19 protein-coding genes are annotated in these 22,537 nt (G+C 54.0%); 8 read left to right on the top strand and 11 right to left on the bottom strand.

What is annotated here, in order from left to right:
• Positions 1 to 44: 44 nt before the first annotated feature.
• Positions 45 to 1,610 carry a sensor histidine kinase gene (locus tag V5T82_RS06475; RefSeq protein WP_332894794.1) on the top strand — a complete coding sequence of 522 codons (1,566 nt, stop codon included), beginning with the start codon at positions 45 to 47 and terminating at the stop codon, positions 1,608 to 1,610.
• A 37-nt stretch (positions 1,611 to 1,647) separates the two neighbouring features.
• Here V5T82_RS06475 and V5T82_RS06470 read toward each other — a convergent pair whose 3' ends face one another.
• Positions 1,648 to 2,523: a diguanylate cyclase domain-containing protein gene (locus V5T82_RS06470; protein WP_332894793.1), complete on the bottom strand. Its 876-nt coding sequence runs from the start codon at positions 2,521 to 2,523 to the stop codon at positions 1,648 to 1,650.
• A gap of 51 nt (positions 2,524 to 2,574) precedes the next feature.
• Positions 2,575 to 3,207, bottom strand: a complete 633-nt coding sequence (gene mobA, locus V5T82_RS06465; protein ID WP_332894792.1) for a molybdenum cofactor guanylyltransferase MobA — start codon at positions 3,205 to 3,207, stop codon at positions 2,575 to 2,577.
• Between the two features lie 232 nt (positions 3,208 to 3,439).
• Here mobA and V5T82_RS06460 point away from each other — a divergent pair, with 232 nt between their 5' ends.
• Complete coding sequence (locus V5T82_RS06460; RefSeq protein ID WP_332894791.1) at positions 3,440 to 4,315, top strand: AsmA family protein; 876 nt, start codon at positions 3,440 to 3,442, stop codon at positions 4,313 to 4,315.
• Between the two features lie 78 nt (positions 4,316 to 4,393).
• On the opposite strand, the gene V5T82_RS06455 is transcribed toward V5T82_RS06460, so the two are convergent.
• From V5T82_RS06455 to V5T82_RS06445, 3 genes are all read right to left on the bottom strand, one after another.
• Positions 4,394 to 4,681 (bottom strand): hypothetical protein, encoded by a 288-nt coding sequence (locus V5T82_RS06455; protein ID WP_332894790.1) that lies wholly within the window; start codon positions 4,679 to 4,681, stop codon positions 4,394 to 4,396.
• Between the two features lie 104 nt (positions 4,682 to 4,785).
• On the bottom strand, positions 4,786 to 5,967 hold the full coding sequence (locus V5T82_RS06450; RefSeq protein ID WP_332894789.1) for an MFS transporter: 1,182 nt from the start codon (positions 5,965 to 5,967) through the stop codon (positions 4,786 to 4,788).
• Positions 5,968 to 5,971: 4 nt separating this feature from the next.
• The gene (locus V5T82_RS06445) at positions 5,972 to 6,913 is read right to left on the bottom strand and encodes a DMT family transporter (protein WP_332894788.1); all 942 of its coding nucleotides are present in this window, start codon (positions 6,911 to 6,913) and stop codon (positions 5,972 to 5,974) included.
• Between the two features lie 238 nt (positions 6,914 to 7,151).
• Here V5T82_RS06445 and V5T82_RS06440 point away from each other — a divergent pair, with 238 nt between their 5' ends.
• On the top strand, positions 7,152 to 7,352 hold the full coding sequence (locus V5T82_RS06440; RefSeq protein ID WP_332894787.1) for a hypothetical protein: 201 nt from the start codon (positions 7,152 to 7,154) through the stop codon (positions 7,350 to 7,352).
• On the opposite strand, the gene V5T82_RS06435 is transcribed toward V5T82_RS06440, so the two are convergent.
• Together V5T82_RS06435 and V5T82_RS06430 are read right to left on the bottom strand one after the other, a co-directional pair.
• A complete protein-coding gene (locus V5T82_RS06435; RefSeq protein WP_332894786.1) occupies positions 7,349 to 7,777 on the bottom strand; it encodes a VOC family protein in 429 nt (142 codons plus the stop codon). The genes V5T82_RS06440 and V5T82_RS06435 overlap by 4 nt on opposite strands.
• A 15-nt stretch (positions 7,778 to 7,792) precedes the next feature.
• On the bottom strand, positions 7,793 to 8,200 hold the full coding sequence (locus tag V5T82_RS06430) for an acyl-CoA thioesterase (protein WP_332894785.1): 408 nt from the start codon (positions 8,198 to 8,200) through the stop codon (positions 7,793 to 7,795).
• A 166-nt stretch (positions 8,201 to 8,366) separates the two neighbouring features.
• Between V5T82_RS06430 and parE the strand changes: the two genes are divergently transcribed.
• Positions 8,367 to 10,436: a DNA topoisomerase IV subunit B gene (gene parE, locus V5T82_RS06425; RefSeq protein ID WP_332894784.1), complete on the top strand. Its 2,070-nt coding sequence runs from the start codon at positions 8,367 to 8,369 to the stop codon at positions 10,434 to 10,436.
• 19 nt (positions 10,437 to 10,455) lie between these two features.
• Positions 10,456 to 11,016: a DUF502 domain-containing protein gene (locus V5T82_RS06420; protein ID WP_332894783.1), complete on the top strand. Its 561-nt coding sequence runs from the start codon at positions 10,456 to 10,458 to the stop codon at positions 11,014 to 11,016.
• On the opposite strand, the gene V5T82_RS06415 is transcribed toward V5T82_RS06420, so the two are convergent.
• Together V5T82_RS06415 and V5T82_RS06410 are read right to left on the bottom strand one after the other, a co-directional pair.
• Positions 11,013 to 11,948, bottom strand: coding sequence for a DMT family transporter (locus V5T82_RS06415; RefSeq protein WP_332894782.1), 936 nt, complete (start codon positions 11,946 to 11,948; stop codon positions 11,013 to 11,015). The two genes, V5T82_RS06420 and V5T82_RS06415, sit on opposite strands and share 4 nt — an antisense overlap.
• Positions 11,915 to 13,093 carry a sensor histidine kinase gene (locus V5T82_RS06410; RefSeq protein WP_332894781.1) on the bottom strand — a complete coding sequence of 393 codons (1,179 nt, stop codon included), beginning with the start codon at positions 13,091 to 13,093 and terminating at the stop codon, positions 11,915 to 11,917. The genes V5T82_RS06415 and V5T82_RS06410 overlap by 34 nt, the downstream gene beginning before the upstream one ends.
• A 97-nt stretch (positions 13,094 to 13,190) precedes the next feature.
• Between V5T82_RS06410 and V5T82_RS06405 the strand changes: the two genes are divergently transcribed.
• On the top strand, positions 13,191 to 13,517 hold the full coding sequence (locus V5T82_RS06405; protein WP_332894780.1) for an ArsR/SmtB family transcription factor: 327 nt from the start codon (positions 13,191 to 13,193) through the stop codon (positions 13,515 to 13,517).
• On the opposite strand, the gene argC is transcribed toward V5T82_RS06405, so the two are convergent.
• Complete coding sequence (argC, locus tag V5T82_RS06400) at positions 13,514 to 14,461, bottom strand: N-acetyl-gamma-glutamyl-phosphate reductase (protein WP_332894779.1); 948 nt, start codon at positions 14,459 to 14,461, stop codon at positions 13,514 to 13,516. The genes V5T82_RS06405 and argC overlap by 4 nt on opposite strands.
• A gap of 268 nt (positions 14,462 to 14,729) precedes the next feature.
• Between argC and V5T82_RS06395 the strand changes: the two genes are divergently transcribed.
• Positions 14,730 to 15,761: a substrate-binding domain-containing protein gene (locus V5T82_RS06395; protein WP_332894778.1), complete on the top strand. Its 1,032-nt coding sequence runs from the start codon at positions 14,730 to 14,732 to the stop codon at positions 15,759 to 15,761.
• A 17-nt stretch (positions 15,762 to 15,778) separates the two neighbouring features.
• Complete coding sequence (locus V5T82_RS06390) at positions 15,779 to 18,796, top strand: ATP-binding protein (protein ID WP_332894777.1); 3,018 nt, start codon at positions 15,779 to 15,781, stop codon at positions 18,794 to 18,796.
• 22 nt (positions 18,797 to 18,818) lie between these two features.
• Here the strand turns inward: V5T82_RS06390 and dnaE are convergent, their stop codons facing one another.
• On the bottom strand, positions 18,819 to 22,292 hold the full coding sequence (gene dnaE / locus V5T82_RS06385; protein ID WP_332894776.1) for a DNA polymerase III subunit alpha: 3,474 nt from the start codon (positions 22,290 to 22,292) through the stop codon (positions 18,819 to 18,821).
• Between the last annotated feature and the right edge of the window lie 245 nt (positions 22,293 to 22,537).

The following is a 22,537-nucleotide window of genomic DNA, read 5'->3' as shown; positions in this document are numbered from 1 at the left end:
ATACTTCAGTTTCATTAATTCTTATCTAGGGATCCCTTCGGGCAATGTCTCCCAACATTCGGGCCGTTATTCAATACGCAGCTCCACTTGCATTGTTTTTAGTGTTGGGTTCGTTTTTGTGGGTCGCAGATCGCTACGTCACACAAACTCAGGCAGAACAGCAATTCGAAAAAACACGCGTCATTGCCGAACAAGCTGCGTTGCGGCTGGAAGAGTTTTTTGAGAACCGGTTTCGGGTCGTCGAATTGGTTTCCCAAAAATGGGATTCTCAAACCACGTACACCCAAGAAAACTTCACCTCTGAAGTTTTGAGTTTTCAAAACCTCTTTAAGGGCTTTCAAGCCACCAATTATGTCGCGCCGTCTGGGGTGATTGAATGGGTCGTGCCCGAACAAACCAATCCCAACACCAAGGGCAAAAACGTCCTGAGCATCCCGCCTGCGGCGAAAGTGTTTCAACAAGTTTCCGAAAGCCTGGAGCCATTGGTGACGCCGCCCTTGAAGTTGTTTCAAGGTTTCACCGGCTTTGTCGGCTATTTCCCCGTAAAAAAGGACGGTCAATTCGATGGCGTGGTAACAGCGGTCTTTCGCACATCCATTGTGATTGAGGATGCCGTTTCCGACACCTTAAACAATATTGGGCCGTTTCAAGTGTCATCCGGCGATCAAAGTGTTTACCTCAGCCAAGATGCAACGGACCAAACCGACTACACCGTTCGCCAAACTTTCAAAGTTTGGGACCGCACCTGGACGCTATCGCTCGCCCCGACACCGTTCGCCCCGTCCGCAGGTCTTGGATTGAACTGGGGGGTGTCCATTTTAACATTGCTCGTCTCAGCGATGCTGTCCGTGTTGTTGTGGATGTACCTCAGACGCCAAGAAGACTTGTATAATGCGAAGATCCAGGCCGAAGCCGCCAATCAAGCCAAATCAGAATTTTTAGCCAATATGAGCCACGAGCTCAGAACGCCGCTGAATTCCGTTATCGGCTTTTCCGAAATGATCAACCTGGAAACCTTCGGCCCGCTGCCCGACCAGTATAAGGAATATTCCGGACTGGTGATGTCCAGCGGCATGCATTTGTTGGAAACCATCAATCAAATCCTCGACATGTCGAAAATTGAAGCGGGCGAAATGGTGCTTGAGATTGAAGAGGTTCCCATCAAGACCCTCTTGGATGACGTTTTGCTGACCTTGAAATCTCATCTGGTCGGCAAAGACATCGAGATCATCAACGATTCACACCATACTCATACCTTGCGCATTGACCCTTTGCGCGTCAAACAAGCGCTCTTCAACATCATCGGCAATAGCATCAAATTCACCGACAAAGGCCACATCCGTATCTACAACGATTGTGATGATGCAGGACATACATTGGTCATCGAGGATACAGGCATCGGCATGAGCCATGCAGAAGTCCAACTGGCACAAAAACCGTTTGGCCAAGTTGATGGCACGGCCTACACCCGCCAAACAAAAGGCACGGGGCTTGGTCTCAATTTGACACGCAAGATTATGGAACTGCACGGCGGCGAGATGTTGATCCGCTCGCAGCCGGATTTGGGAACCAGCGTGCGTCTAAGCTTCCCGCCCGAAAGCGCCGTCTAAAACGGCACGACGCGGATCAACACAACCTGCCTGTTGCTTAAGACGTGCGCTTTTCTTGATCTGCGCGCATGGATTTGTAGGCCAGTTTGATGGCGTCGTCCAAATTATCGGTATCGCCGGGGATCATCGCACTGCCGATGGAGCACCCGATCTTGACCCGGCTGTCTTTATAGACAATGTTCCCCGTCAACTTGGCGCGCAGTTTCGACATCAAGTCTTCGACGTGTTCCATGCGGGTGATGCCGGGCGAAACGGCGATAAATTCATCCCCGCCCGCACGCACCGTCGTATCGGTTTTGCGCAAGATTTGCTGAATGCGGTCCCCAAAAACTTTCAGGACTTGATCGCCGCATTCCGTGCCGTGGGCTTTGTTGATGCCGTCCAAGTCATCAACGTCGATATAGAACACCCCAACGAACCGCCCGACACGCGTCGAGATGTGGATGGACTTCTCAGTGTATTCGGTTAGATACTGACGATTGGGCAGCGTGGACACGCGGTCATAAAACGCCATCTTGCTCAGCGACGACATTTTGTCTTTGCGGTACGTTGCAAAGGTAATGGCGCGCTTTAAGTCCTTGGCCGTGAAGTGGCCTTTGAGCAAATAATCATCTGCGCCATAGCGCAAGGCTTCGACATCGAAGTCTAAAGCATCCAATGCACTGATGACAATGAACGGAACGTTTAAGTTGGCGGCATCGACGTCTCGCAGGACTTCCGTCGCGTCGTGCCCGTCGGACAAGTCATAGTCCAACAGCACCAAGTCGTATTCATTGCCTTGTTGAATGGCGCGGACACCAAAATCAAAGGTGTCCGCCCAATGCATGTCGAGTTTTGAACCATAAATCTCAGCCAAGAGCCGTTTGGTATGCTCATGGTGAGCATGTTCGTCCTCGATATGGAGCACGCGCATCACTATTCCTATTACGATTCCCTATTATAAGAGAGTAGGAATGTATGCGCTCTAAATCAAGCTTGCGGCTTGGCTTAAATCATCTGCGGTATTGATGTTGAAAAACGGGTCCTTGCCTTCGGTTTCAAAGTCGACCTTTGCGACTTTGAATTGGCCCGTCCAGGCGTCAACTTTGCGCACACCTTGGTCCAACATAGCCTTGCGCAGTTCATAGCGCATTTCGACCGGCCACACACCGATCACCGGATGCATTTGCCCATTGGACGACACGGTACCCATTTCAGCACCTTCACGCGTAATGGCGGCACGAACGCGAGCAACCCAGTTGGGCGGCAAGAACGGCGTGTCGGTGGCGAACGTCGCGATCCAACGGGCTTGCGGGGCGTGGTTGACGACACATTCCATGGCGCTCAAAACACCGGCCAAGGGGCCTGCATGGCCTGGGATGTTGTCACTGATGATGGGAAGTCCCATTTCCGGGAAGCGGTCCGGATCTCCATTGATGTTGAGCATCAACGAACCCACTTGCGGTGCCGCGTTCAAGGCAGCACGCTCCAATAGGGTTTTGCCGTCGAGCTCTTGAAGACATTTGTCACCGTCGCCAAAACGGTTGGATTGGCCACCGGCCAACAAAACGCCCGCAATTTCACGGTCGCCAGTGGGATTAAAGGCTCGGGTATTCATGGGGAGGTCACCTTTTCTTACGAATCTAACTTAACAAGTGTCACATAAAGACGTTAAATTTTCGAGACGCCCCACCAATTTTTTGCGTCTCATTTGCATAAATCAGATATGGTGTGCAGTGCAGAAAAATTCAAGAATTTGATCATTGCAACGCACTGTTATTGCAGCCATATACCAACGGGTGCATACTCTCCACTAAGCGTCATTCTTGTGGTCTGAAAGGGTCATTTATATGTTGAAGAAAATTTTAATCGGCATCGCTGTTTTGATCGTTGCCGTCGTCGGCGGCGTTGTATACGTGGCCTCCAATGCCGGTGATTTGGTAAAAGCCGCCGTTGAAGAACACGGTTCGCGCGCAACCCAGGTGAACGTCACCTTGGATGCTGTCGACATCGAACTGGGTGAAAAAAGCGCCGGTATGCGCGGACTTACGGTCGGCAACCCCGCAGGTTTTAAAACCGACAGCGCCATCAAACTGGGCGAAATCAGCGTCAAACTTCATGAAGATTGGTCCCCAGATGTGGTCGTGGTTGAAGAAATCATGGTCAACGGTCCGGAAGTGACTTACGAAATCGGCTCTGGTGGGTCGAACATTTCGAAAATCCAAGAAAACGTCGATAACTTCGTCAAAGCCATGAGCGGTCCAGAAGACAAAGGGGCCTCTGAAGAGAAAGCCGAAGCTTCCGGCGCAGCTGGTGAAGAAGAAGGCCCGAAGGTCATCATCAACAACTTCTACATCAAAAACGGCAAAGTGAACGTTTCCGCCACCTTGTTCGAGGGCAAAACGTTGACCACGCCGCTGCCTGACATTCACCTGACCGACATCGGCAAAGACGATCCCGACGGTGGCGCAAGCCCCGCAGAAGTGGTCGAACAGCTGATCAGCGCCATCACCGACAAAGCCGGCGGGGCTGCCAGCGGTGTGGACCTGTCGCAACTGGGCTTGTCCGATATCTCCGGCAAAGCGGCTGAAGTTGGCAAAGCGGCCACCGACGCGGTCAAAGGGGCTGCTGAAAACCTCGGCGATGCTGGCGGTGAAGTCGGCAAAAAGCTTGAAGGGGCCGGCGATTCCATCGGCGGTGCTGTTAAAGGGCTGTTTGGCAACTAAGCCCCCCCCCTCACCTAACCAAGATAAAAGCCCAGCTGTGAAAGCTGGGCTTTTTCTTTGGTCGCGTCTTATACCAAATTACTGCAAAGGATGGCGTTTGTTGTGCGCAGTCAATTTTTCAATGGGCAAAGACAACGAATGCCCAAAGGGAGAGTGATTGTCTTCGTACAGATTTAGGGTGCGCAATTTTGTTTCCAAACACATGCAGCAGTCTTCAAATCCGCGCATTTGTTTGTACAGGCAGTTTTCACAGGCGTTGTGTTCAACTTGGTTATAAGACGACCACAAATGATAAGCCCGCAGAAACTGACCATTGTGAATGCAGTCCACAATGGTGTCTAAAACCTCATTGTTTGTGGGATACATTTTACAGCCTCTCCATACAAGCATTCAGACATACAGAGTATAGCCACGACTGAACATGCAATCAAAACAAGAATACGTCACGGCCCGGCTTGCCCATGATTGCCTCACGCTTCCTTGCGTTTTGTGTAAGCATACCAAAGCGTTGCCGTGAACGTCAGGACCAAAAACGGCGCCATGCCGTAGTTGACCGCATCCCAACCCGACACGTTAAACAGTCCGCCGGACGAAAAAGACCCGGTCGCGGCGGAGGCAAAAACAATGAATTCGTTCACGCCTTGGGTCTTGGCTTTTTCGGAAGGTTTATAGGCTTCGGTCAGCAACGTCGTGCCGCCGACGAACAGGAAGTTCCACGCCACACCCAGCAAGACAAGCGCACCTGTGAAGTTCAAGAACCCGATGCCCGACACCGCGAACATCGCGCTCAAGATGAACAACGCCATGCCTGTGAACAATATGGTCAGCAACCCAAAGCGGTGTATGAGGCTGCCCGTAAAGAATGACGGCACAAACATCGCCAACACGTGCCACTGAATAACAGATCCGGTTTCGTGCATTTCAAAGCCGCACGCCGTCATCGCCAAAGGCGTCGCGGTCATCACCAACACCATCAGACCGTAACTGGTGGCCGCATTGAGCACGGCGGCAATGAACACGGGCTGGCGCATAATGACGCGCAAAGGCCGCGCCCCTTCGTGGTTGGCCTCTTCCATGGGGCGCGGAATGCGCACGAACGAAAGCGGTATCATGGCGAGAATACTGACCCCCGCCGCCATGGCGAAACCACCGGCAAAGGGGACGGGATCCAACAGATCGCGGCTAAAGACCGCCACACTGGGCCCAACTAAGGCCGAGAGCACGCCACCCAACAGCACAAACGAGGCCGCCCGGCTGACATAGGTCATGGGCGCACTTTCAATGGCAGCAAAGCGATAATACTGGGTGCAGGCCTGATAAATCCCCATGATCAATGTGGCGGCACAAAACAGGACAAAATCACCGATCCACACGGCATACGCCCCCATCAGGCCGCTCACCACGCCAGCTGAAGCCCCGATCAAAAATCCAAACCTGCGCCCGACGCGGCGCATCAACATGGACATGGGGATGGTGCTCGACGCCGTGCCGATGGTCATGATGGCCACAGGCAGCGTGGCCAACAGCTTGTTGTCGGCCAACATCTGACCCACAAGGCCTGCAAACATGATGTACGTGACCCCAGACACCAGATAAAAGCCCTGGGCCGTCGCCAGCATGAAGATGTTCATTTTGTAGTGTGGAACGGACATGGTGTCAGGCGTCTTTCACGGGCTGTGCGGCGGTTGTTTTTGCCGTCGTCGTCAGCAATATTCCGGCGATAATCGGCGCAATGCCGATGAAATGATAGGTCTCTAAGCTTTCGCCCAAGAAGATGATGGAAAAGATGGACGCAAACAGCGGGATCAAATGAATAAACAGCCCGGCCTTATTCGCCCCCACCTGCAAAACACCTGCGTTCCAACACACAAAGGCGGCGATGGAGGCGAAAATGGCGACGTAAGCAATCACCAAGGCACTCGAAGGATTCAGTTCAAATCCGCCAATCTCTCTAAATTCCCACAAATACAACGGCAACAGCACCAAAATTGCGATCCACATGCTAGCGCCCAACATGACCATGGGCGCAATGGCTTGGCCTTTCCCCTTGGGCAGGCGGCGCAGCAACACAGAATACACCGACCACGCAACGACCGAAGCCAAAACCCACAAATCTCCCGGTGCAAAGCTTAAATTGACCAAGACGTCCCATGAGCCGCGCGACACGATCACGACCACGCCCAGAACCGAAATGACGATGCCAAGGGCTTGTCGAGCGCTGAGGCGTTCATCGCTGATGAAAACCGACACCACAGGGATAACGATGGGCATGCTCGCCAAAACGACGGCGGCATTGATCGCGGTCGTGGTGTTCAGCGCGATATAGGTGAAGCTGTGAAACATGACCATGCCCGTCACGGCCAAGACGATCAGTAACAAAAGATGCTTTTGCAAAAGGGCCCGGTTGCGCCAAATGGGCACAGCCACAAACGGCAACAAAATGAGCCCCGCCACCAGCCACCGCCAAAAGGTCAGGTTCAGCGGCGGGATGTCCGTGCTCGCCCAACGGCCAACGACAAAATTGCCGCCCCAAAACAAGGCGGACAAGGTTAAAAGCACAGCCGGGTGTACGTTTTTAAACATGATCCACTTAAGCATGGAGCCCTTTGATCGGTACACACATTTATTGTTCCCCAAAGGTTCTGGGACAAGTGTTCTGTTTTTGTTCTTTTTTGCTTGACGGGTATGTTTGTTCTCTTTATGTTCTCTACCAGAAGAACACGGAACGGAGTACTCGTTATGAACAGCATGAACCAATTCGAACGCATCCTGGGTGAAATCACGGCAGTAACCGCACTGTTTGCGGCTGCATATGTTTTGTTGATGGTGGCCTAAAATGACGTATTCACATCGCCCCTTTAGCCGTTGCACCCAACCTGACGCTTTGGGTCTGCATACCGCATCGCAGCCCCATGACAACGCGCGCACATCGGCGCAGAACGCCGTCATGGGCACGCACCCGACCCTGCCCCAGCACTGCACCTGGCAGTTTGCATTGAGCCAAGCCCACGCACGCTATTGGTCTGAAGGCTCTTAAGCGTCAAGGCTTTCGGGCAAAATGACGGCGCCATCCGCATTTGGGATCAGTGTAGGCACATAGCTGAACTCCCACGGATGACCGTCCGGATCGGCCCCATATGCGACGTAGCCCCAAGGCATGTCTTTAGGCTCGGCGAGAATGCTTCCCCCGGCATTGACCAACTTGGCCAGCATCTCATTGACGTCTTCGCGGCAAGTTTGGTTGATCGCCAAGGTGATCCCGCCCGGCTTGGCACCAGATAACCCTGTATCGGCGTCGAGCATATCTTGCAGATAAAGGCCCAAAACTTGGGCACCGGCTTGATAAAAGCTCACTTCATCTAAGTCATAAGGCGCACGCTCCCACCCAAGCGCTTCATAGAAAGCCCGGGAGCGGGCCATGTCGCTAACCCCTAAGGTGATCAAATGGACACGGTTGGACATGAGAAACCTCCCCCTTTAGGGTTTCGGGACTTGGCGTTTCGATCCGTCTTCGTTCAGCGCGACAAACACAAAGTCACCCTCGGTCACCTTCAATTGTTCCAATTTAGAGCCCGTGCGTCGATGGACCCACGCCTGAACATGAATGGTCAGGGACGTATTGCCTTTGTCCGTGACGTCGGCATAACAGCACAACACGTCCCCCGACAACACTGGCAAATGGAACTCCATGGCCGTGATGGCAACCGTTGCGACCCGGCCCTGAGCATGGTCGTTGGCCGTAATGCCGCCCGCCAAATCCATTTGGGCCAAAATCCACCCGCCGAAGACATTGCCGCCGGAATTCAAATTCGCCGGCATGGCAACTTGGCGGATGGCAAGCTCACCACGCGGTTGTTCAGAAGAAGAAACAGTCGATTCGGTCATAGCGGCCTACGCAATATTGATGGAAAGAGCTATATTTTGTGCTTTGATTGATGAAAAACTACCCTATGATGCAGCTAAAGCCATACCAAAGGTTTTAGGATAGATTTAGGATAACACTGCTATCCCATCTCCAAACACATAATTTTCTCAAAGATACCGACCAAAGATGAGCGACTTGTTCGAAGCCAAATCCAAAACCAAATCCGCTGCCAAATCCAAACCGGCGGCCAAAAAAGCTGCCAAGAAAAAAGTGGAGCTTGCTGCGTCCGTAAGCGGGAATGCTTATACAGCCGCCGACATCGAGGTTCTGGAAGGCTTGGAGCCCGTCCGCAAGCGCCCCGGCATGTACATCGGCGGCACGGATGAGCGCGCATATCATCACTTGGCGGCGGAAATCCTGGACAACTCCATGGACGAAGCGGTCGCAGGCCACGCGTCGGTCATTGAAGTCGCGTTAGAACCCGGCAACCGTCTGGTGGTCAAAGACAACGGCCGCGGCATTCCCGTCGACGCCCACCCCAAATTCAAAGACAAGTCCGCCTTGGAAGTCATCTTCACCACCTTGCACGCCGGCGGCAAGTTCGGCGGCGGCGCGTATGAGACATCTGGTGGTCTGCACGGTGTGGGCTCTTCCGTCGTCAATGCGTTGTCGAGCGAGCTCATCGTCGAAGTCGCCAAAGACAAAACGCTCTACCGTCAAACCTATTCGCGCGGGCTGCCCACCTCCAAACTGGAAGATTTGGGCCCGGTCAATAACCGGCGCGGCACCACGGTGAGCTTCGTTCCCGACACCGACATCTTCGGCACCCGCAACCATTTTCGCCCACATACATTGTTTCGTATGGTTCGCTCCAAGGCGTATCTGTACCGCGGCGTCAAAATCCGCTGGACCTGTGAAGAAAGCCTGCTCAAGGACAAAGAGGACAAGGACGTCCCGCAAAAGGCTGAGCTGCACTTCCCGGGCGGCCTGGGCGACTATGTGGCAAGCTTGCTCAAAGAACGGCGCACCGTCACCCCCTTGCCGTTCGACGGCCAAGCCAACTTCCCCGAAGGCCCCGGCCGCGTCGAATGGGCCGTCGCGTGGCCGACCGACGAAGATGGGTTCTTAAACTCATACTGTAATACCGTGCCCACCCCCCAAGGCGGCACCCATGAATCGGGCCTGCGTTCGGCGTTGACCAAGGGCATCAAAGCTTATGCTGAATTGGTCGGTGATAAGCGTGCCGGCAAAATCACAGCGGACGATATGATCGGCGGAGCCACGGTAATGCTCTCGGCCTTCATTTCTGACCCGCAATTCCAAGGCCAAACCAAAGATAAGCTGGCAACTGCAGAGGCAGCTCGCCTAGTCGAAAATGCGGTGCGCGACCGATTTGATCACTGGCTTTCGTCCGATCCGAAGATTGCGAAAATCTTGTTGGACAACGCGGTGGAACGCGCCAACATCCGCACGCGCCGCCGCCTGGAACAAGAAACCAAACGCAAGTCCGCAACGAAGAAACTGCGCCTGCCCGGCAAACTGGCCGACTGTAGCCAAAACACATCTGCGGGTACCGAGCTGTTTATTGTTGAGGGTGACAGCGCTGGCGGCTCCGCCAAACAAGCGCGCAATCGCAAAACCCAGGCCATTCTTCCCTTGCGCGGCAAAATCCTCAACGTGGCCTCTGCGACGCTGGATAAGCTCAAAGCCAACCAAGAGCTTAACGATTTGACCGAAGCCCTGGGCTGCGGCACGCGCAAGGTTTATGACCAAGACGCCCTGCGTTACGAAAAGATCATCATCATGACCGATGCCGACGTAGACGGCGCTCACATCGCGTCTTTATTGATGACGTTCTTCTTTAAAGAAATGCCAAAACTTATTGAAAATGGTAGTCTTTTTATCGCCATGCCCCCGCTGTACCGTATTTCTCAGGGGGCCAAATCCTTGTACGCCATGGATGACGAACACAAAGACGAATTGATGAAAACCGAGTTCAAGGGCCGCGGCAAAATCGACATTTCCCGCTTTAAGGGTTTGGGTGAGATGCCCCCTGCGCAATTGAAGGAAACAACCATGAACCCGGACAAGCGCACCCTATTGCGCGTCACCGTGCCGTCCGGCCACGGCGGAGAAGATTGGGACGACCTGCACGACACCGAAAGTCTGGTGGAAAGTCTGATGGGCAAGAAGCCAGAATTGCGCTATGCCTACATCCAAGAACACGCCCAATTCGTGGAAGACATCGACGTATAGTAGGGTCAGGACCTAATCCATGTCCAGCTTCACCGACGCTGTTTTCAAAACCATCATCAACCGCGCGGAACCATTTGCTCTTGATCTTGATCGTGAACCATTGGCCGTCACCGTGCGGGCCCAGGTGATCCTGAGTTTTGTGGCGTTTGCCTTGGGCAAAGGCGGCTTGTTCATTTCCAGCTTTCTACTAGCCATGGCTTGGCTGGACCGCGCTTATCTGCCCTATGGCATTGGATTATTGGTGATTACTATTTTGGTCATGGTGGTCGGTTACATCGGCGCTTTCGGCCGTCTCTATGCCCGCATCGACCAAGACCGGTCCGAAGTCCAGCTGACCAAAAAAATACCATTTTACCGCTCCCAATCCGTGGTCAAGCTGTCCGCTTACACGGGGATCATTATGGGCCAAGCCAAAGACGGCATGCAGACCCTGGTTCTGACACATACGGATGAAACTTTAAACGTCCCCCTGCTGCACCGACGCATGGCGGAGCCCCCGGAGCAGCAGGCCATTGCCTATGCCCAAGTGCTGGGGGTGAGCGTTTTAAAGCCTGTTGAGATGAAACTCTCCACCTCTTAGGTTGGCCCACTTCTCGGTTGCCTAAAAACCAAGGGCAACAGCTCAACAGCCAAGACCCCGGACAAAATCAACGCCCCGCCGCTCCATTGAAGAACGCCTAAGCTCTCGCCTAAGATGATGGCTCCAGCTAAAGCGGCGAACACGGTTTCGGCACTTAAGATGACGGCTGCATCTGCCGGCGGGGTGTGCTTTTGCGCCACCACTTGCAACGTGAAGCCCATGCCCACCGACAATAGGCCGGAAAAGGCGATCATGGGGGCTGCGTTAACGATGGCTTGCACAGTAATGTCTTCTACCATTGCGCCGACCAACAGCCCCAATCCCCCGACAACAGAAAACTGCACACAGGCCACGTGGAACGGTGCACCCGTGCGCGGCGTGATGTAGCCCACCAACAAAATGTGGATGGCCCAAAACAGCGCACCGAGAACCACCCACACATCCCCCACATTCAAGGCATCCAATGTACTGCCCGACATCATGTATGCCCCAACTAAGCAGGCTAAAGCAGCCGCCCAAATGGTTGGGTGTGGGTGTTGGCGGAGAATGAAAAATGCGATGATCGGCGTTAGGGGTACATAAAGTGCTGTCAAAAACCCGGCATTGGCGACCGTGGTATGTTCAATCCCATATTGCTGAAACAGCGCCCCCAGAAACAACGCCCCACCGGTCGCAACCATCCAAGGCCAAGCACCACGGTCCAGTGTCCAGCTTTCTCGAACGCTTTTGATGTGCCGTTCTCGCAACGCCAACGGCAGAACCACCAAAGCCCCCAGCACAAACCGGATCCCGGTAAACCAGCTCGGTGGTATATGTTCCATAGCCAGCTGTTGAATGGAAAAGGTCACCCCCCAGATCAATGCTGCACACAGCATCAAGAGGTTGGCATGGATGCGCCTCATTTGTGCGGGGCGACGGGCAGCTTCACCCAAAAGGTCGAGCCTTTGCCCAATTCGGACTTCACGCCGATTTCCCCGCCCATTAGACACACTAAGTCCTGGGTAATGACCAGGCCGATGCCGGTGCCTTCGATGTCCGTGTTTTCCTGACCCAAGCGCGAAAACGGCGTAAACAGGGTTTGCAGGCCTTCTGGCGACATACCAATACCCGTGTCTGTAACCGTGATCGTTACGAAATCACCTTCGCGTTCGCTGTCCAAGGTGACCGAGCCCCCTTCAACATTGTATTTCACCGCATTGGTCAACAGGTTCAGCAGCACCTGTTTTGCGCGTTTCAAGTCGACCATCACCTTCGGCACATCGCGCCCAACGGCGGGGAGCTTCAGTTCGACAGACTTCTTTTCCGCCTCCCCTTGCACCAAAGGTAAGGTTTCGTAGAGGATCTCTACCAAGTCCAGAGCCTCCGGCTTCAGGTTTAAATGTCCGGCTTCGATTTTCGCGAGCTCCAAAATTTCGGTAATGAGCTCCATCAGATGACGACCGCCCGTGATGATATGCCCTGCACTTTCCAGCTGGTCGGCATTGAGTGGGTTATGAGGATCACCTTCCAAATGTTGAGCAAAGCCCAAGATGGCGTTCAGAGGTGTGCGCAGTTCGTGGCTCATGGACGAGAGGAACTGAGACTTCGCCATATTCGCATTTTCGGCCTGAACCTTGGCGTTTGTCAGGGCATTTTCGGCTTGTTTGCGCTTGGTGACGTCCTCGTAAATACCCAAGACACCGATGATGTCTCCATGTTCGTCACGCAATGGGCTTTTGGACTTTCGCAGCCAGGTCTCTTGACCGTCTTTGTTGAGGTACGGCTCCTCATACCCCAGCTTTGGCTGACCAGACGTGATGATCTCTTCGTTTGTCGCAAGGTATTGATCCGCCCGCGCGCGCCAGCTCATGTCTTGATCCCGAAGCCCAATGACTTCACGCGGATGCTCAAAACCGGCGTCAATGGCGTACAGCCGGTTGCACCCGATCACCCGGCCTTCTAGGTCTTTCCAAAACACACGCACGGGTATGGTGTCTAGCACGGTGTGAAAGAGAGCATCGTCGCGCCGGCCCAACTGCTGTCTCAGCAAGGCATTTTCTTCACGTAGCGCGTTTAATTCGTCTTCTATTGTCGTCATATTTCAAGGCTCTATAGGCAGCGTAGCGTTACACTATCACAGGGCAGACACGAATGTAACTTGACTTCAAACCACCATAAAACTAGTTACTTATGACATGACTGAAAGCCACAGCCTAGCCATAGCCGCCGATATCTTGGGCGCGCTCGGAAACGAAACCCGCCTGCACGTGTTTCGTTTATTGGTGCGCGCCGGGCCAGAAGGTCTGAACATTGGTCAAATCCAAGATCATCTGGGCACCGCGCCGTCAACCTTGGCGCATCACATCCAAACCTTGGTCCACGCCAACTTGGTCAACCAAACCAAAAACGGGCGTGCGGTTCAGTGCACGGCCAATTTCGACACCATGGAAGCGGTTGTGGCGTATCTCACCGATGAATGCTGCAGTGGCGTTTGCGTCGAAGCCCAAGCCCCAAAAGCTTAAAGCCCCGCCCCTTCGTCAAAACCGAACATAATGTTCAAATTCTGCACGCACGAGCCCGACGCCCCCTTGCCCAGGTTATCCAGCTGCGCCATCACCACGGCCTGACCGTCGTCTTCATTCGCGAATACGAACAAGCGCAGATCATTGGTGGCGTTGGCGTCTTGAGGATCAATCCGGGCCATGGCGGCCGTATCGCCTAAGTCGGCAACTTTCACGAATGGGCGCCCAGCATAGTGGTCCGCTAACACGCCGTGCACGTCTTTTGCGCTCGGTTTCGTCGGCAGGTCCCAAAGCTGCAACGGCAACTGAACCAGCATACCCTGGGCAAAGCGGCCCACAGACGGCACGAACAGCGGAGGGTTACTCAACCCACCGTGCTTTTGAATTTCCGGCACGTGCTTGTGCTTCAAGGTCAGACCGTAAGCAAAAAACGCTGATTCGGTATAGCCGTCGGAGGATGTATCCTCGAAGTTAGCAATCAGTTGTTTACCGCCGCCGCTGTAGCCAGAGATGGCATTGATCGTCACCGCATGATCAGCGGGCAACAGGCCGCTTGAAACCAATGGATTGAGCATGGAGATGCTTGAGACCGCATAACAACCCGGGTTGCTCACCCGTTTTGCATTGGCAATCACAGAAGTTTGATCGCCATTGAGTTCCGCAAATCCATAGGCCCAATCTTCGTCCACGCGATAAGCGGTCGACGCGTCGATAACCTTCACATGGTCGTTTTCGATCATGGAGACGGCTTCACGCGCGGCGTCATCGGGCAGGCACAAGATTGCCAAATCGACGCTGTTGAGCATGTCACGGCGCGCGCTGGCATCCTTACGGGTTTCTTCCGTCAGGCTGACGATTTCGATATCGGTCCGGTCTTTCAAACGGTTACGGATTTGCAGGCCCGTCGTGCCAGCTTCACCGTCAATAAATATCTGCGCGCTCATGTCATCAATTCCGTTTTGTTTTCTGCACTGTTGTGCACTTGGGGCCTTGATTAAAGGACCTTTTCCGTTTTCGCAATGCCTACTTTTAAAAGTTCACAAACGCCGATTTGTATACCGTCGGGGCTCACGAACGCGTTGCACCTTATAATTGTTACACAAAAATGACCGTCGCCGCTGGTTAGTAAGTTGCCATTGTATTCATACGATAAAGGCGAGTATGTTGAAGGTTCGGGATCGCAAAGACAGACAATAAAGATTTGAGGGGGCGATGATCACCAAATTCGGCTTACGCTATACCTATGCGTTGCTCACAACTCTAAGCTTGACGCTTGTGTGCCTAACGAATGCAAAAGCAAACCATGATCACCTCTTGGGTGGGCGCGCATTTTCGCCGCCAACCGAAATCATCCCCATGGGCGCGGAATGGGAATCCCAAGGCGTTACCCATAAGATCAACACGGACCAAAAGGTCAATTTGGCCATTGCTTTGGATCAACAGCTCTACCCGTCGTTGGGCCCGATGATCCAAGCGTTTGCGAAATCGCGCGGTATTAAAGTCGCTGTGCAAAACGGAACCTGCGGCGTTTCTGCCGGTCTATTGTCTGACAAAGCCGCCGATATTGGGGGCTTTTGCTGCCCACCGGGGCTCACGGACCGATTGCCTGGACTGACATACCACACCATCGGCATTGGTGCTTTGGCCTTGCTGACGCATGCCGACAACGCGCACACGAACGTGTCCGCCGAGCAAGCCAGAAGTTTATTCGCCAACGACATACGTGACTGGTCGGAACTGCCCATGAGCGGCTTTAAACCCGGCCCCGACACACAAGTGCGCGCTTTCGCCCGCTTGCATTGCAAGGCGCGTCCAGGCCATTGGCGTTTGATCTTGGACAATGAACAGGAATTCGGCTGGAACATCACCGAAGTTTCAGCCATCAAAGATATGGTCAAACAGGTTTCTGTGACGCCGGGCTCGTTGGGATATGAAACCTTGTGGCATATCGGGCGCCAAGCTCAGTTGGAAAACACAAACGTCAAAGTTTTGAACGTTGACGGACATTCGCCTGCGGACCGTGCAGCTTTGGCGCAAGGAAAGTACCCGCTGTATCGCGTTTTTAATGTCACGACATGGGCCAAAGAGACGCCGGCCCATTCGCGCTTGGCGGACGAGCTTGTGGATCACTTGATTGAAAATGCATCAAAGATTTCGCAAGAGTTCGCCATCGTTCCGGCATCGGCCTTGCGCAAGAACAATTGGAAGTTTGAGGAAAACGAGTTGATAGGAGCCCCGGACTAAGCCGGGTTTAATGGGGTGTGATCGAGGCATTCAAAAAAACCACACTGACGTTTCGCCTGCTGCTGGTGGCATTCACCACAGCGGTGGTCTTGTGGTACGTCATGGATCGCTACCAAACCGCGACACTCACACATATTTATGAAGCCGAATTCACCGCACGCCTGCACGACAAGGCGCAGCGTGACCGCATGCGGTTCAACGACGCCCTGCGTCAACAGTTTCAATCCGTTCACTTGATCGCAGGCCAAGGCAAAACGCAACACGCTGTTGACGTGTTGCGGGCACAGGACGGCAATTGGGACAGTGGTGACATCTCCGTCCCCTTCCCCACGGACAATGCCCCGACATGGCTGCCGGACCGGGCCGTGTTGCGCAACCAACAACCGCCCGACCATTTGCTGTTGATTGACCCACAACTGCGTGTGCGCAAACACTTCAGCCCCCACAGTGATCCGTTGCCCGAGCTTTACGCCATGCCGCAACGTCTGACCATCGAAAAAAGCCTGCGTCAAGCGCTGATCACCGAGTATGAAGGCAAGCCGCATATCATTTCATCAGCCATCATATATGATGACGACAATCAGCTGATCGCTTATGTCATAGGCGTTTCCAACATCAATTCCCAATTTTTGATTTCTTCGCAACGCACGTTTTTGGGCTCGGACAACATCGTTGTTTTGGGTGCGCAAACAACGGATCGCATTCTCGCTAGTTCCAACGAAGCCTTGCTGCCTGTCGGCACCCGTTTGTCGGACCTGTCCACCGGCTTCATCACCACCGGCAAAGCCTTCTTCGATTATGGGTCGAGCGAGATCCAAGCCAATTTTCTCAGCCTCATCCCCCGAGCGCGGGTGCATGAATTGATGGAACCGCTGCTCAATCAGGACCGCAAGCAACGCACCATTTTGGCCCTGGTTCTGATCACATTGTTGATGGGCTCATTGGCCTTTTTGATGCGCCGCATTGGGGACTTAACGGCCAGGGTTGCTCATTTTTCCGAACGCTTGTACGGCAGCTCTGCCCCCGTAGCGCTTTACCAGGGTGATGAGCTGCGCAACATGGAATTGCAATTCAATCACTTGACCGAAGAAATCCTGTCCAAGCGCGAAGCTTTGGATGTGGAGACACGTCACAAGTTGGATGCCATAAAAGAACGCGCCGCCGCGCAGTCGGAGCTCGAACGTCTGCACACGTTGATCAGCATTACCGACGCTTTGGACATCGGCGTGCTGCACTTGGGCCAAGACCGTCCACAAGCAAAAACCCTCGCCATGAAACGCTTCATTGATGACTGCGGTCTGGATGAATTTTTATCGGCCCAGCCGGGAAGCGATCTGATCGTCACAGATCAACTCGGCGAACAGCGCATTTTTGAGGTGGTGCAACCCGAAGACATCGAAGACGATATCCGTCTGTTCGCCGACATCACGGAACGGCGCATGCATGAGCGCAACATTGAGCAGCTTGCCCTCTATCCACAACAAAACCCCAATCCGGTTATACGCATCTCCAAGGACGGGATATTGCTCAACGCCAACCCGGCCAGCAGCGAATTGCTGAAGGACTGGGGCATCATCGTGAAAGAAACCGTGCCGTCCGATGTTGTGCGTGTGGTGGGGGATGTGATCCGTCTCAAAGACGAACGCTTCATGTATGCGGTGGTGGGGGAAACCATCTTCACCATCACCTTCAGCCCCGCCCCGGATGGGGAATACGCCAACGGCTACGGTATGGACATCACCAGCCTGAAGGTGGCGGAGATGGCGCTCAAAGACGCCAACGATGCCCTGGAAGAACGCGTCGCAGAACGCACCCGCGCGGTGCAGCGTTCCGAACGCAACTTGAAAGCGGCTCAACAGATCGCTCACCTGGGCAGTTGGTCGCACAATTTCAAAACAGGCGTATCCTTATGGTCGGACGAATACTACCGCATACTCGGCCTGGAACCCGGCTCCCTCGCTCCGTCGTTCAACGCGTTTTATGACTCCGTTCATCCCGAAGACCTGCCCACCGTTGAAAAGTCCATTCAATACTGCATGGACAACAACGAAAACTACACCATTGAATATCGGGTCATGCACCCTGACGGCGCCATTCGCACCATTGAAGAAATTGGGCGCGTCAACGGTGACGGTATCGGTAACTTGATCTCAATGGAAGGCTCGATCCTCGACATCACCGAGCGCAAAAAAGTTGAGACCGAACTGCGTCAAGCCAAAGAACAAGCCGAGCTGGCCAACCGCGCCAAAAGTGCGTTCCTCGCCAACATGTCCCACGAGTTGCGCACTCCCTTGAACGCGATTATTGGGTTTTCAGATTTAATGTCCAATCAAGTTTTGGGTCCCGTCGACAATCCCAATTATCTGTCCTACCTGGGCGACATTCATGAAAGCGGGCAACACTTGCTCAGCGTCATTAACGATGTCTTGGACGTGTCTAAAATCGAAGCGGGTAAATCGTCCGTCGATTTGCAAAAAACCGACATCAATGCGTTGTTGGAAAAAGCCTATCGCTTTACGTCTGGTCAGGCACAAACGGCTGGTGTTCGGTTGAGCATGAACTACGACACGCCCTTCCCACCCATTATGGCCGACCCCCGCAAAGCTTTGCAGCTGTTGTTGAACATCTTGTCGAACGCGGTGAAATTCACCCCAGAAAATGGCAAGATAACCGTTGAAAGCACTTTGGAAATTGGACGCGTCCGTGTGATTGTCAAAGACACGGGCATCGGCATGAGCAATCAGGACATCCAAAAAGCTCTGCGCCCATTCGAACAAGTCGACACACGTTTGGAACGCCGCTATGACGGCACGGGATTGGGGCTATATCTGGCCAAAAGTTTTGCCGAAGAATGCCGTGGTTCGCTCAGCATCTCTTCCATCAAAGGCAAAGGCACGCGCGTGTCCATCACATTCCCCTTGGCACAAATGACAATCCCCAGCCCTGAACAAGACCCCGAACAAGCCCCCGAAGCCGCCCAGATTGCCGCAAGACAGCACCAAGACGAAGTCGAAGACGACAACGCCATTTCTTAACCCAGGCACTTGCTGTCCCTGTTTAGATTTCCTGAACTTCGACCAGCCCGGCGATGGAATAAATGCTGTGTAGCAATTCCGGGGTGACGGACACCGGGTTTTTCTTCAGATCGATTTTGGTTTCGCGTTCTGGCGTGCGCACGACGACGCGCACCTGTCCACGACCGTACTTCGCCGCACCCAAAGCTTCTTTCAGGGCCTCAAGAGGTTTGTCGCTATTCAAGGTCACCTCCAAGCCGGCCGAGGTTTGAGACGCCATTTGATCGAGCGAGCGAATGGACTGCGCCGTAAGCTTGGCTGTTTCACCTTCAAACTGCGCGGTGCACTTAATCAAGACCGCCGTCCCTGCTTCCAAAAGCTCCGCCGCTGCCGACAGGGTTTCAGAAAACAGCGTGGCTTCGTAGGACCCGGATGCATCGGAGAACGTCACAAAGGCATAACGGTTGCCCTTTTGCGATATGCGTTCTTTTTTACTGACCACGGTTCCTGCCAAGGTGTAATTCCCAGCGGCGCCCTTCTCCAACACGTCGCCGTAGGGCACAACTTCCAGGCGCTGCAAGCTTTTGCCATAGCTGTCCAACGGGTGGGCAGACAGATAAAAGCCGATGGCGTCGAATTCTTCGCGCAGGCGTTCCATGGGGGGCCAGTCGGCCACGTCGGGCACGCGGATGGTTTGCTTGGGCTGGTCTTCGCCACCGAACAAGCCGATCTGATTGCTTTCGCGTTCCGACTGTTGGGCGGAGGCTTCACCCATGATGGCTTCAATGCCATGATACAGTTGTTTGCGGTTCGGATTGAGGGAATCGAACGTTCCCGATCGCACCATGTTTTCCATTTGGCGTTTGTTGACTTGATGCGTGTCCAAGCGGCCTGCAAAATCTTCCAAGTCTTTGAACGGGCCGTTTTGGGTGCGCTCGTCAATGATGCTTTCCATGGCCGCTTCACCGACGTTTTTCAACGCCGCCAAAGCATAGCGAATGGCCGTCGGTTTTTTGTCCACATCCCGTTCGACTTTAAAATACGTTTCCGACGCATTGATGTCGGGCGACAAAAGCTTGATGCCCATGCGGTCCAGCTCTTGACGATAGGCGTTCAACTTATCGGTATTACCCAAATCCAAGGTCATGGAAGCGGCCATGAATTCAAACGGGAAGTTGGCCTTCATATACGCCGTGTGGTACGCCACCAAAGCATAAGCCGCCGCGTGGGATTTGTTGAAACCGTAGCCTGCGAATTTGTTCACTTGATCGAAGATTTCATCGGCTTTTTGGCCGGGCACACCACGGCTTTCCGCACCTTCGACAAACAGCTTGCGCTGGGCGTCCATTTCCGCCTGGATCTTTTTACCCATGGCGCGACGCAGCAAATCAGCACCGCCGAGGGTATAGCCCGACAGCTCCTGCGCGATCTGCATGACCTGTTCTTGGTAGATCATGATGCCGAAGGTTTCTTTGAGAATAGGCTCCAACGTCGGGTAGAGATAATCCGGCTTTTCATCACCGTGCTTACGCCGAATGTAGCTGGGGATATTTTCCATAGGACCCGGACGGTACAACGCCACAATAGCGATGATGTCTTCGAACGTCGTCGGCTTCATCTGGCGCAGCTGGTCTTTCATGCCGGCTGATTCCAACTGGAACACGCCTTGGGTTTCGGCGCGCGCCAACAAATCAAAAGACGCCTGGTCTTCCAACGACACCGTGGTTAGGTCAACCGCGTGACCGCCTTCGGATGCAAACTTCACTGCCGTGGACAGCACCGTCAAAGTCTTCAGGCCCAAAAAGTCAAACTTCACCAGCCCCGCTTGTTCCACGAACTTCATGTTGAAGCCCGTCACCGGCATGTCGGAGCGCGGGTCGCGGTACAGCGGCACCAGCTTGTCCAACGGACGGTCACCGATCACCACGCCCGCCGCGTGGGTGGATGCGTGACGGTAGAGGCCTTCCAACGGCTTGGCGATGTCGATCAGCTGCGCGACTTCGTGCTCCTCTTTGATCATTCGGCGCAGTTCGGGCTCGGCCTCGACGGCTTCGGGCACCGTCATGGCTTTGCCGGGATCGTTGGGCACCATTTTGCAAATGCGGTCCACCTGACCGTAAGGCATTTCCAACACGCGACCGACGTCGCGCAACACCGCGCGGGCTTGCAGCTTACCGAACGTGATGATCTGGGCGACGTGATCGCGACCGTATTTGTCTTGGACGTACTTGATGACTTCGTCGCGACGGTCTTGGCAAAAATCGATGTCGAAGTCAGGCATGGACACACGTTCGGGGTTCAAGAACCGTTCGAACAGCAAGCCGAAGCGCAGCGGGTCCAAGTCCGTAATGGTCAGCACCCACGCCACGACCGAACCCGCACCCGAACCACGGCCCGGACCGACGGGAATGTCGTGGTCCTTGGCCCATTGAATAAAGTCCGCAACGATCAGGAAGTACCCCGGAAAGCCCATTTGAATGATCACGCCGAGCTCGAACTCCAGGCGTTCTTTATAGGGCTTGGCGGTTGCGGCTTTTTCTTCGTCGCTCATGCCGTCCGTGAAGACTTGGGTTTCTAAGCGCATGTCGAGCCCATCGTGGGCTTGTTTGCGCAATTCGGTTTCTTCGTCACGCCCTTCCCCACAATCGAACGGCGGCAAGATGGGATTGACGCGTTCGACTTTGTACGCACATCGTTTGGCAATAACCAAGGTGTTGGCGATGGCTTCGGGCACATCGGCGAACAAGGCCTTCATTTCGTCCGCCGATTTGAAATAGTGTTCCGGCGTCAAGCGACGGCGTTCGTCTTGGCTGATGTAGGCACTTTCGGCAATACAGATCAGCGCATCATGGGCTTGGAACATTTCGCGGTTGGGATAGAACGCTTCGTTGGTGGCAACCAGCGGGATGTTCAGCTCATACGCCCAGTCGATCAGCTGGTCTTCAATCTGGCGTTCTTGTTTCAGGCCATGACGTTGAAGTTCGATGTACAAACGGCCTTCATAGGCCTTGTTGAGGCGCTCCAGCGTGGCGCGGGCTTCGTCCACCTGGCCGTCCACCAAGGCACGCCCCACAGGGCCCAAAATGCCGCCTGTGAGCAAGATTAAGCCGCCTGAATACTTTTCCAGAGCCTCCAGCGAGATTTGCGGATCTTCGACGTTGTCGCTTTCCATATAGGCCGTGGACAACATCTTGAGAATGTTGCGATAGCCCTCATCATTTTGCACCAAAAGCACGACCTGGTCGGGGTCGATGTTCGACACGGTGCGGCCCATGGACGGATTGTCGCCGCCTTCACGGGTGATGGAAATTTGACCGCCAATGATGGGCTGCACACCACTGTCTGTTGATGTTAGGGAAAATTCCAAAGCACCGAACAGGTTGTTGGTGTCCGTCACCGCGACGGCGGGCATGTCGAAATTTTTGCACAATCCGCTTAAGTCTTTGACGCGAATAGCACCTTCGGACAAGGAATAAGCGCTGTGGACGCGCAGATGAACAAAATCGGCATGAGACATGGTTTAAATCAAACCATAAACGGATCGATTCTGACCACCACTATTTATCCCCAAATGCACTCACAAGCGTTGCATTTCTGCGTCTTAGCCTCAGATGAGGAGACATAGCCATGAACGATGTAGCGCCACCTCAGGCCCAAGCCCCCGTGGCTCCGCCTGCCCCAGCTTCGCCACCAGTGTCGCCGACAGAAAATCCTCCGGCTCCACTCTCCTCAACATCACCGAAAACAGGGCCAGAGCAACCT

The organism is Magnetovibrio sp. PR-2 (assembly GCF_036689815.1).
Classification (GTDB): Bacteria; Pseudomonadota; Alphaproteobacteria; order Rhodospirillales; family Magnetovibrionaceae; genus Magnetovibrio.
Note: the sequence above shows the minus strand (reverse complement) of the source record. Positions and strands in the feature narration are given on the sequence as shown.

Bases quoted from the DNA above. Each gene is read 5' to 3' on its own strand.
- V5T82_RS06470 (WP_332894793.1), bottom strand. From the start codon at position 2,523: ATGCGCGTGCTCCATATCGAGGACGAACATGCTCACCATGAGCATACC.
- V5T82_RS06460 (WP_332894791.1), top strand. From the start codon at position 3,440: ATGTTGAAGAAAATTTTAATCGGCATCGCTGTTTTGATCGTTGCCGTC.
- V5T82_RS06410 (WP_332894781.1), bottom strand. From the start codon at position 13,093: ATGACGACAATAGAAGACGAATTAAACGCGCTACGTGAAGAAAATGCC.
- V5T82_RS06405 (WP_332894780.1), top strand. From the start codon at position 13,191: ATGACTGAAAGCCACAGCCTAGCCATAGCCGCCGATATCTTGGGCGCG.
- V5T82_RS06430 (WP_332894785.1), bottom strand. From the start codon at position 8,200: ATGACCGAATCGACTGTTTCTTCTTCTGAACAACCGCGTGGTGAGCTT.
- V5T82_RS06395 (WP_332894778.1), top strand. From the start codon at position 14,730: ATGATCACCAAATTCGGCTTACGCTATACCTATGCGTTGCTCACAACT.
- V5T82_RS06440 (WP_332894787.1), top strand. From the start codon at position 7,152: ATGACGTATTCACATCGCCCCTTTAGCCGTTGCACCCAACCTGACGCT.
- V5T82_RS06445 (WP_332894788.1), bottom strand. From the start codon at position 6,913: ATGCTTAAGTGGATCATGTTTAAAAACGTACACCCGGCTGTGCTTTTA.
- V5T82_RS06455 (WP_332894790.1), bottom strand. From the start codon at position 4,681: ATGTATCCCACAAACAATGAGGTTTTAGACACCATTGTGGACTGCATT.
- argC (WP_332894779.1), bottom strand. From the start codon at position 14,461: ATGAGCGCGCAGATATTTATTGACGGTGAAGCTGGCACGACGGGCCTG.
- V5T82_RS06475 (WP_332894794.1), top strand. From the start codon at position 45: ATGTCTCCCAACATTCGGGCCGTTATTCAATACGCAGCTCCACTTGCA.
- mobA (WP_332894792.1), bottom strand. From the start codon at position 3,207: ATGAATACCCGAGCCTTTAATCCCACTGGCGACCGTGAAATTGCGGGC.
- parE (WP_332894784.1), top strand. From the start codon at position 8,367: ATGAGCGACTTGTTCGAAGCCAAATCCAAAACCAAATCCGCTGCCAAA.
- V5T82_RS06420 (WP_332894783.1), top strand. From the start codon at position 10,456: ATGTCCAGCTTCACCGACGCTGTTTTCAAAACCATCATCAACCGCGCG.
- V5T82_RS06435 (WP_332894786.1), bottom strand. From the start codon at position 7,777: ATGTCCAACCGTGTCCATTTGATCACCTTAGGGGTTAGCGACATGGCC.
- dnaE (WP_332894776.1), bottom strand. From the start codon at position 22,292: ATGTCTCATGCCGATTTTGTTCATCTGCGCGTCCACAGCGCTTATTCC.
- V5T82_RS06450 (WP_332894789.1), bottom strand. From the start codon at position 5,967: ATGTCCGTTCCACACTACAAAATGAACATCTTCATGCTGGCGACGGCC.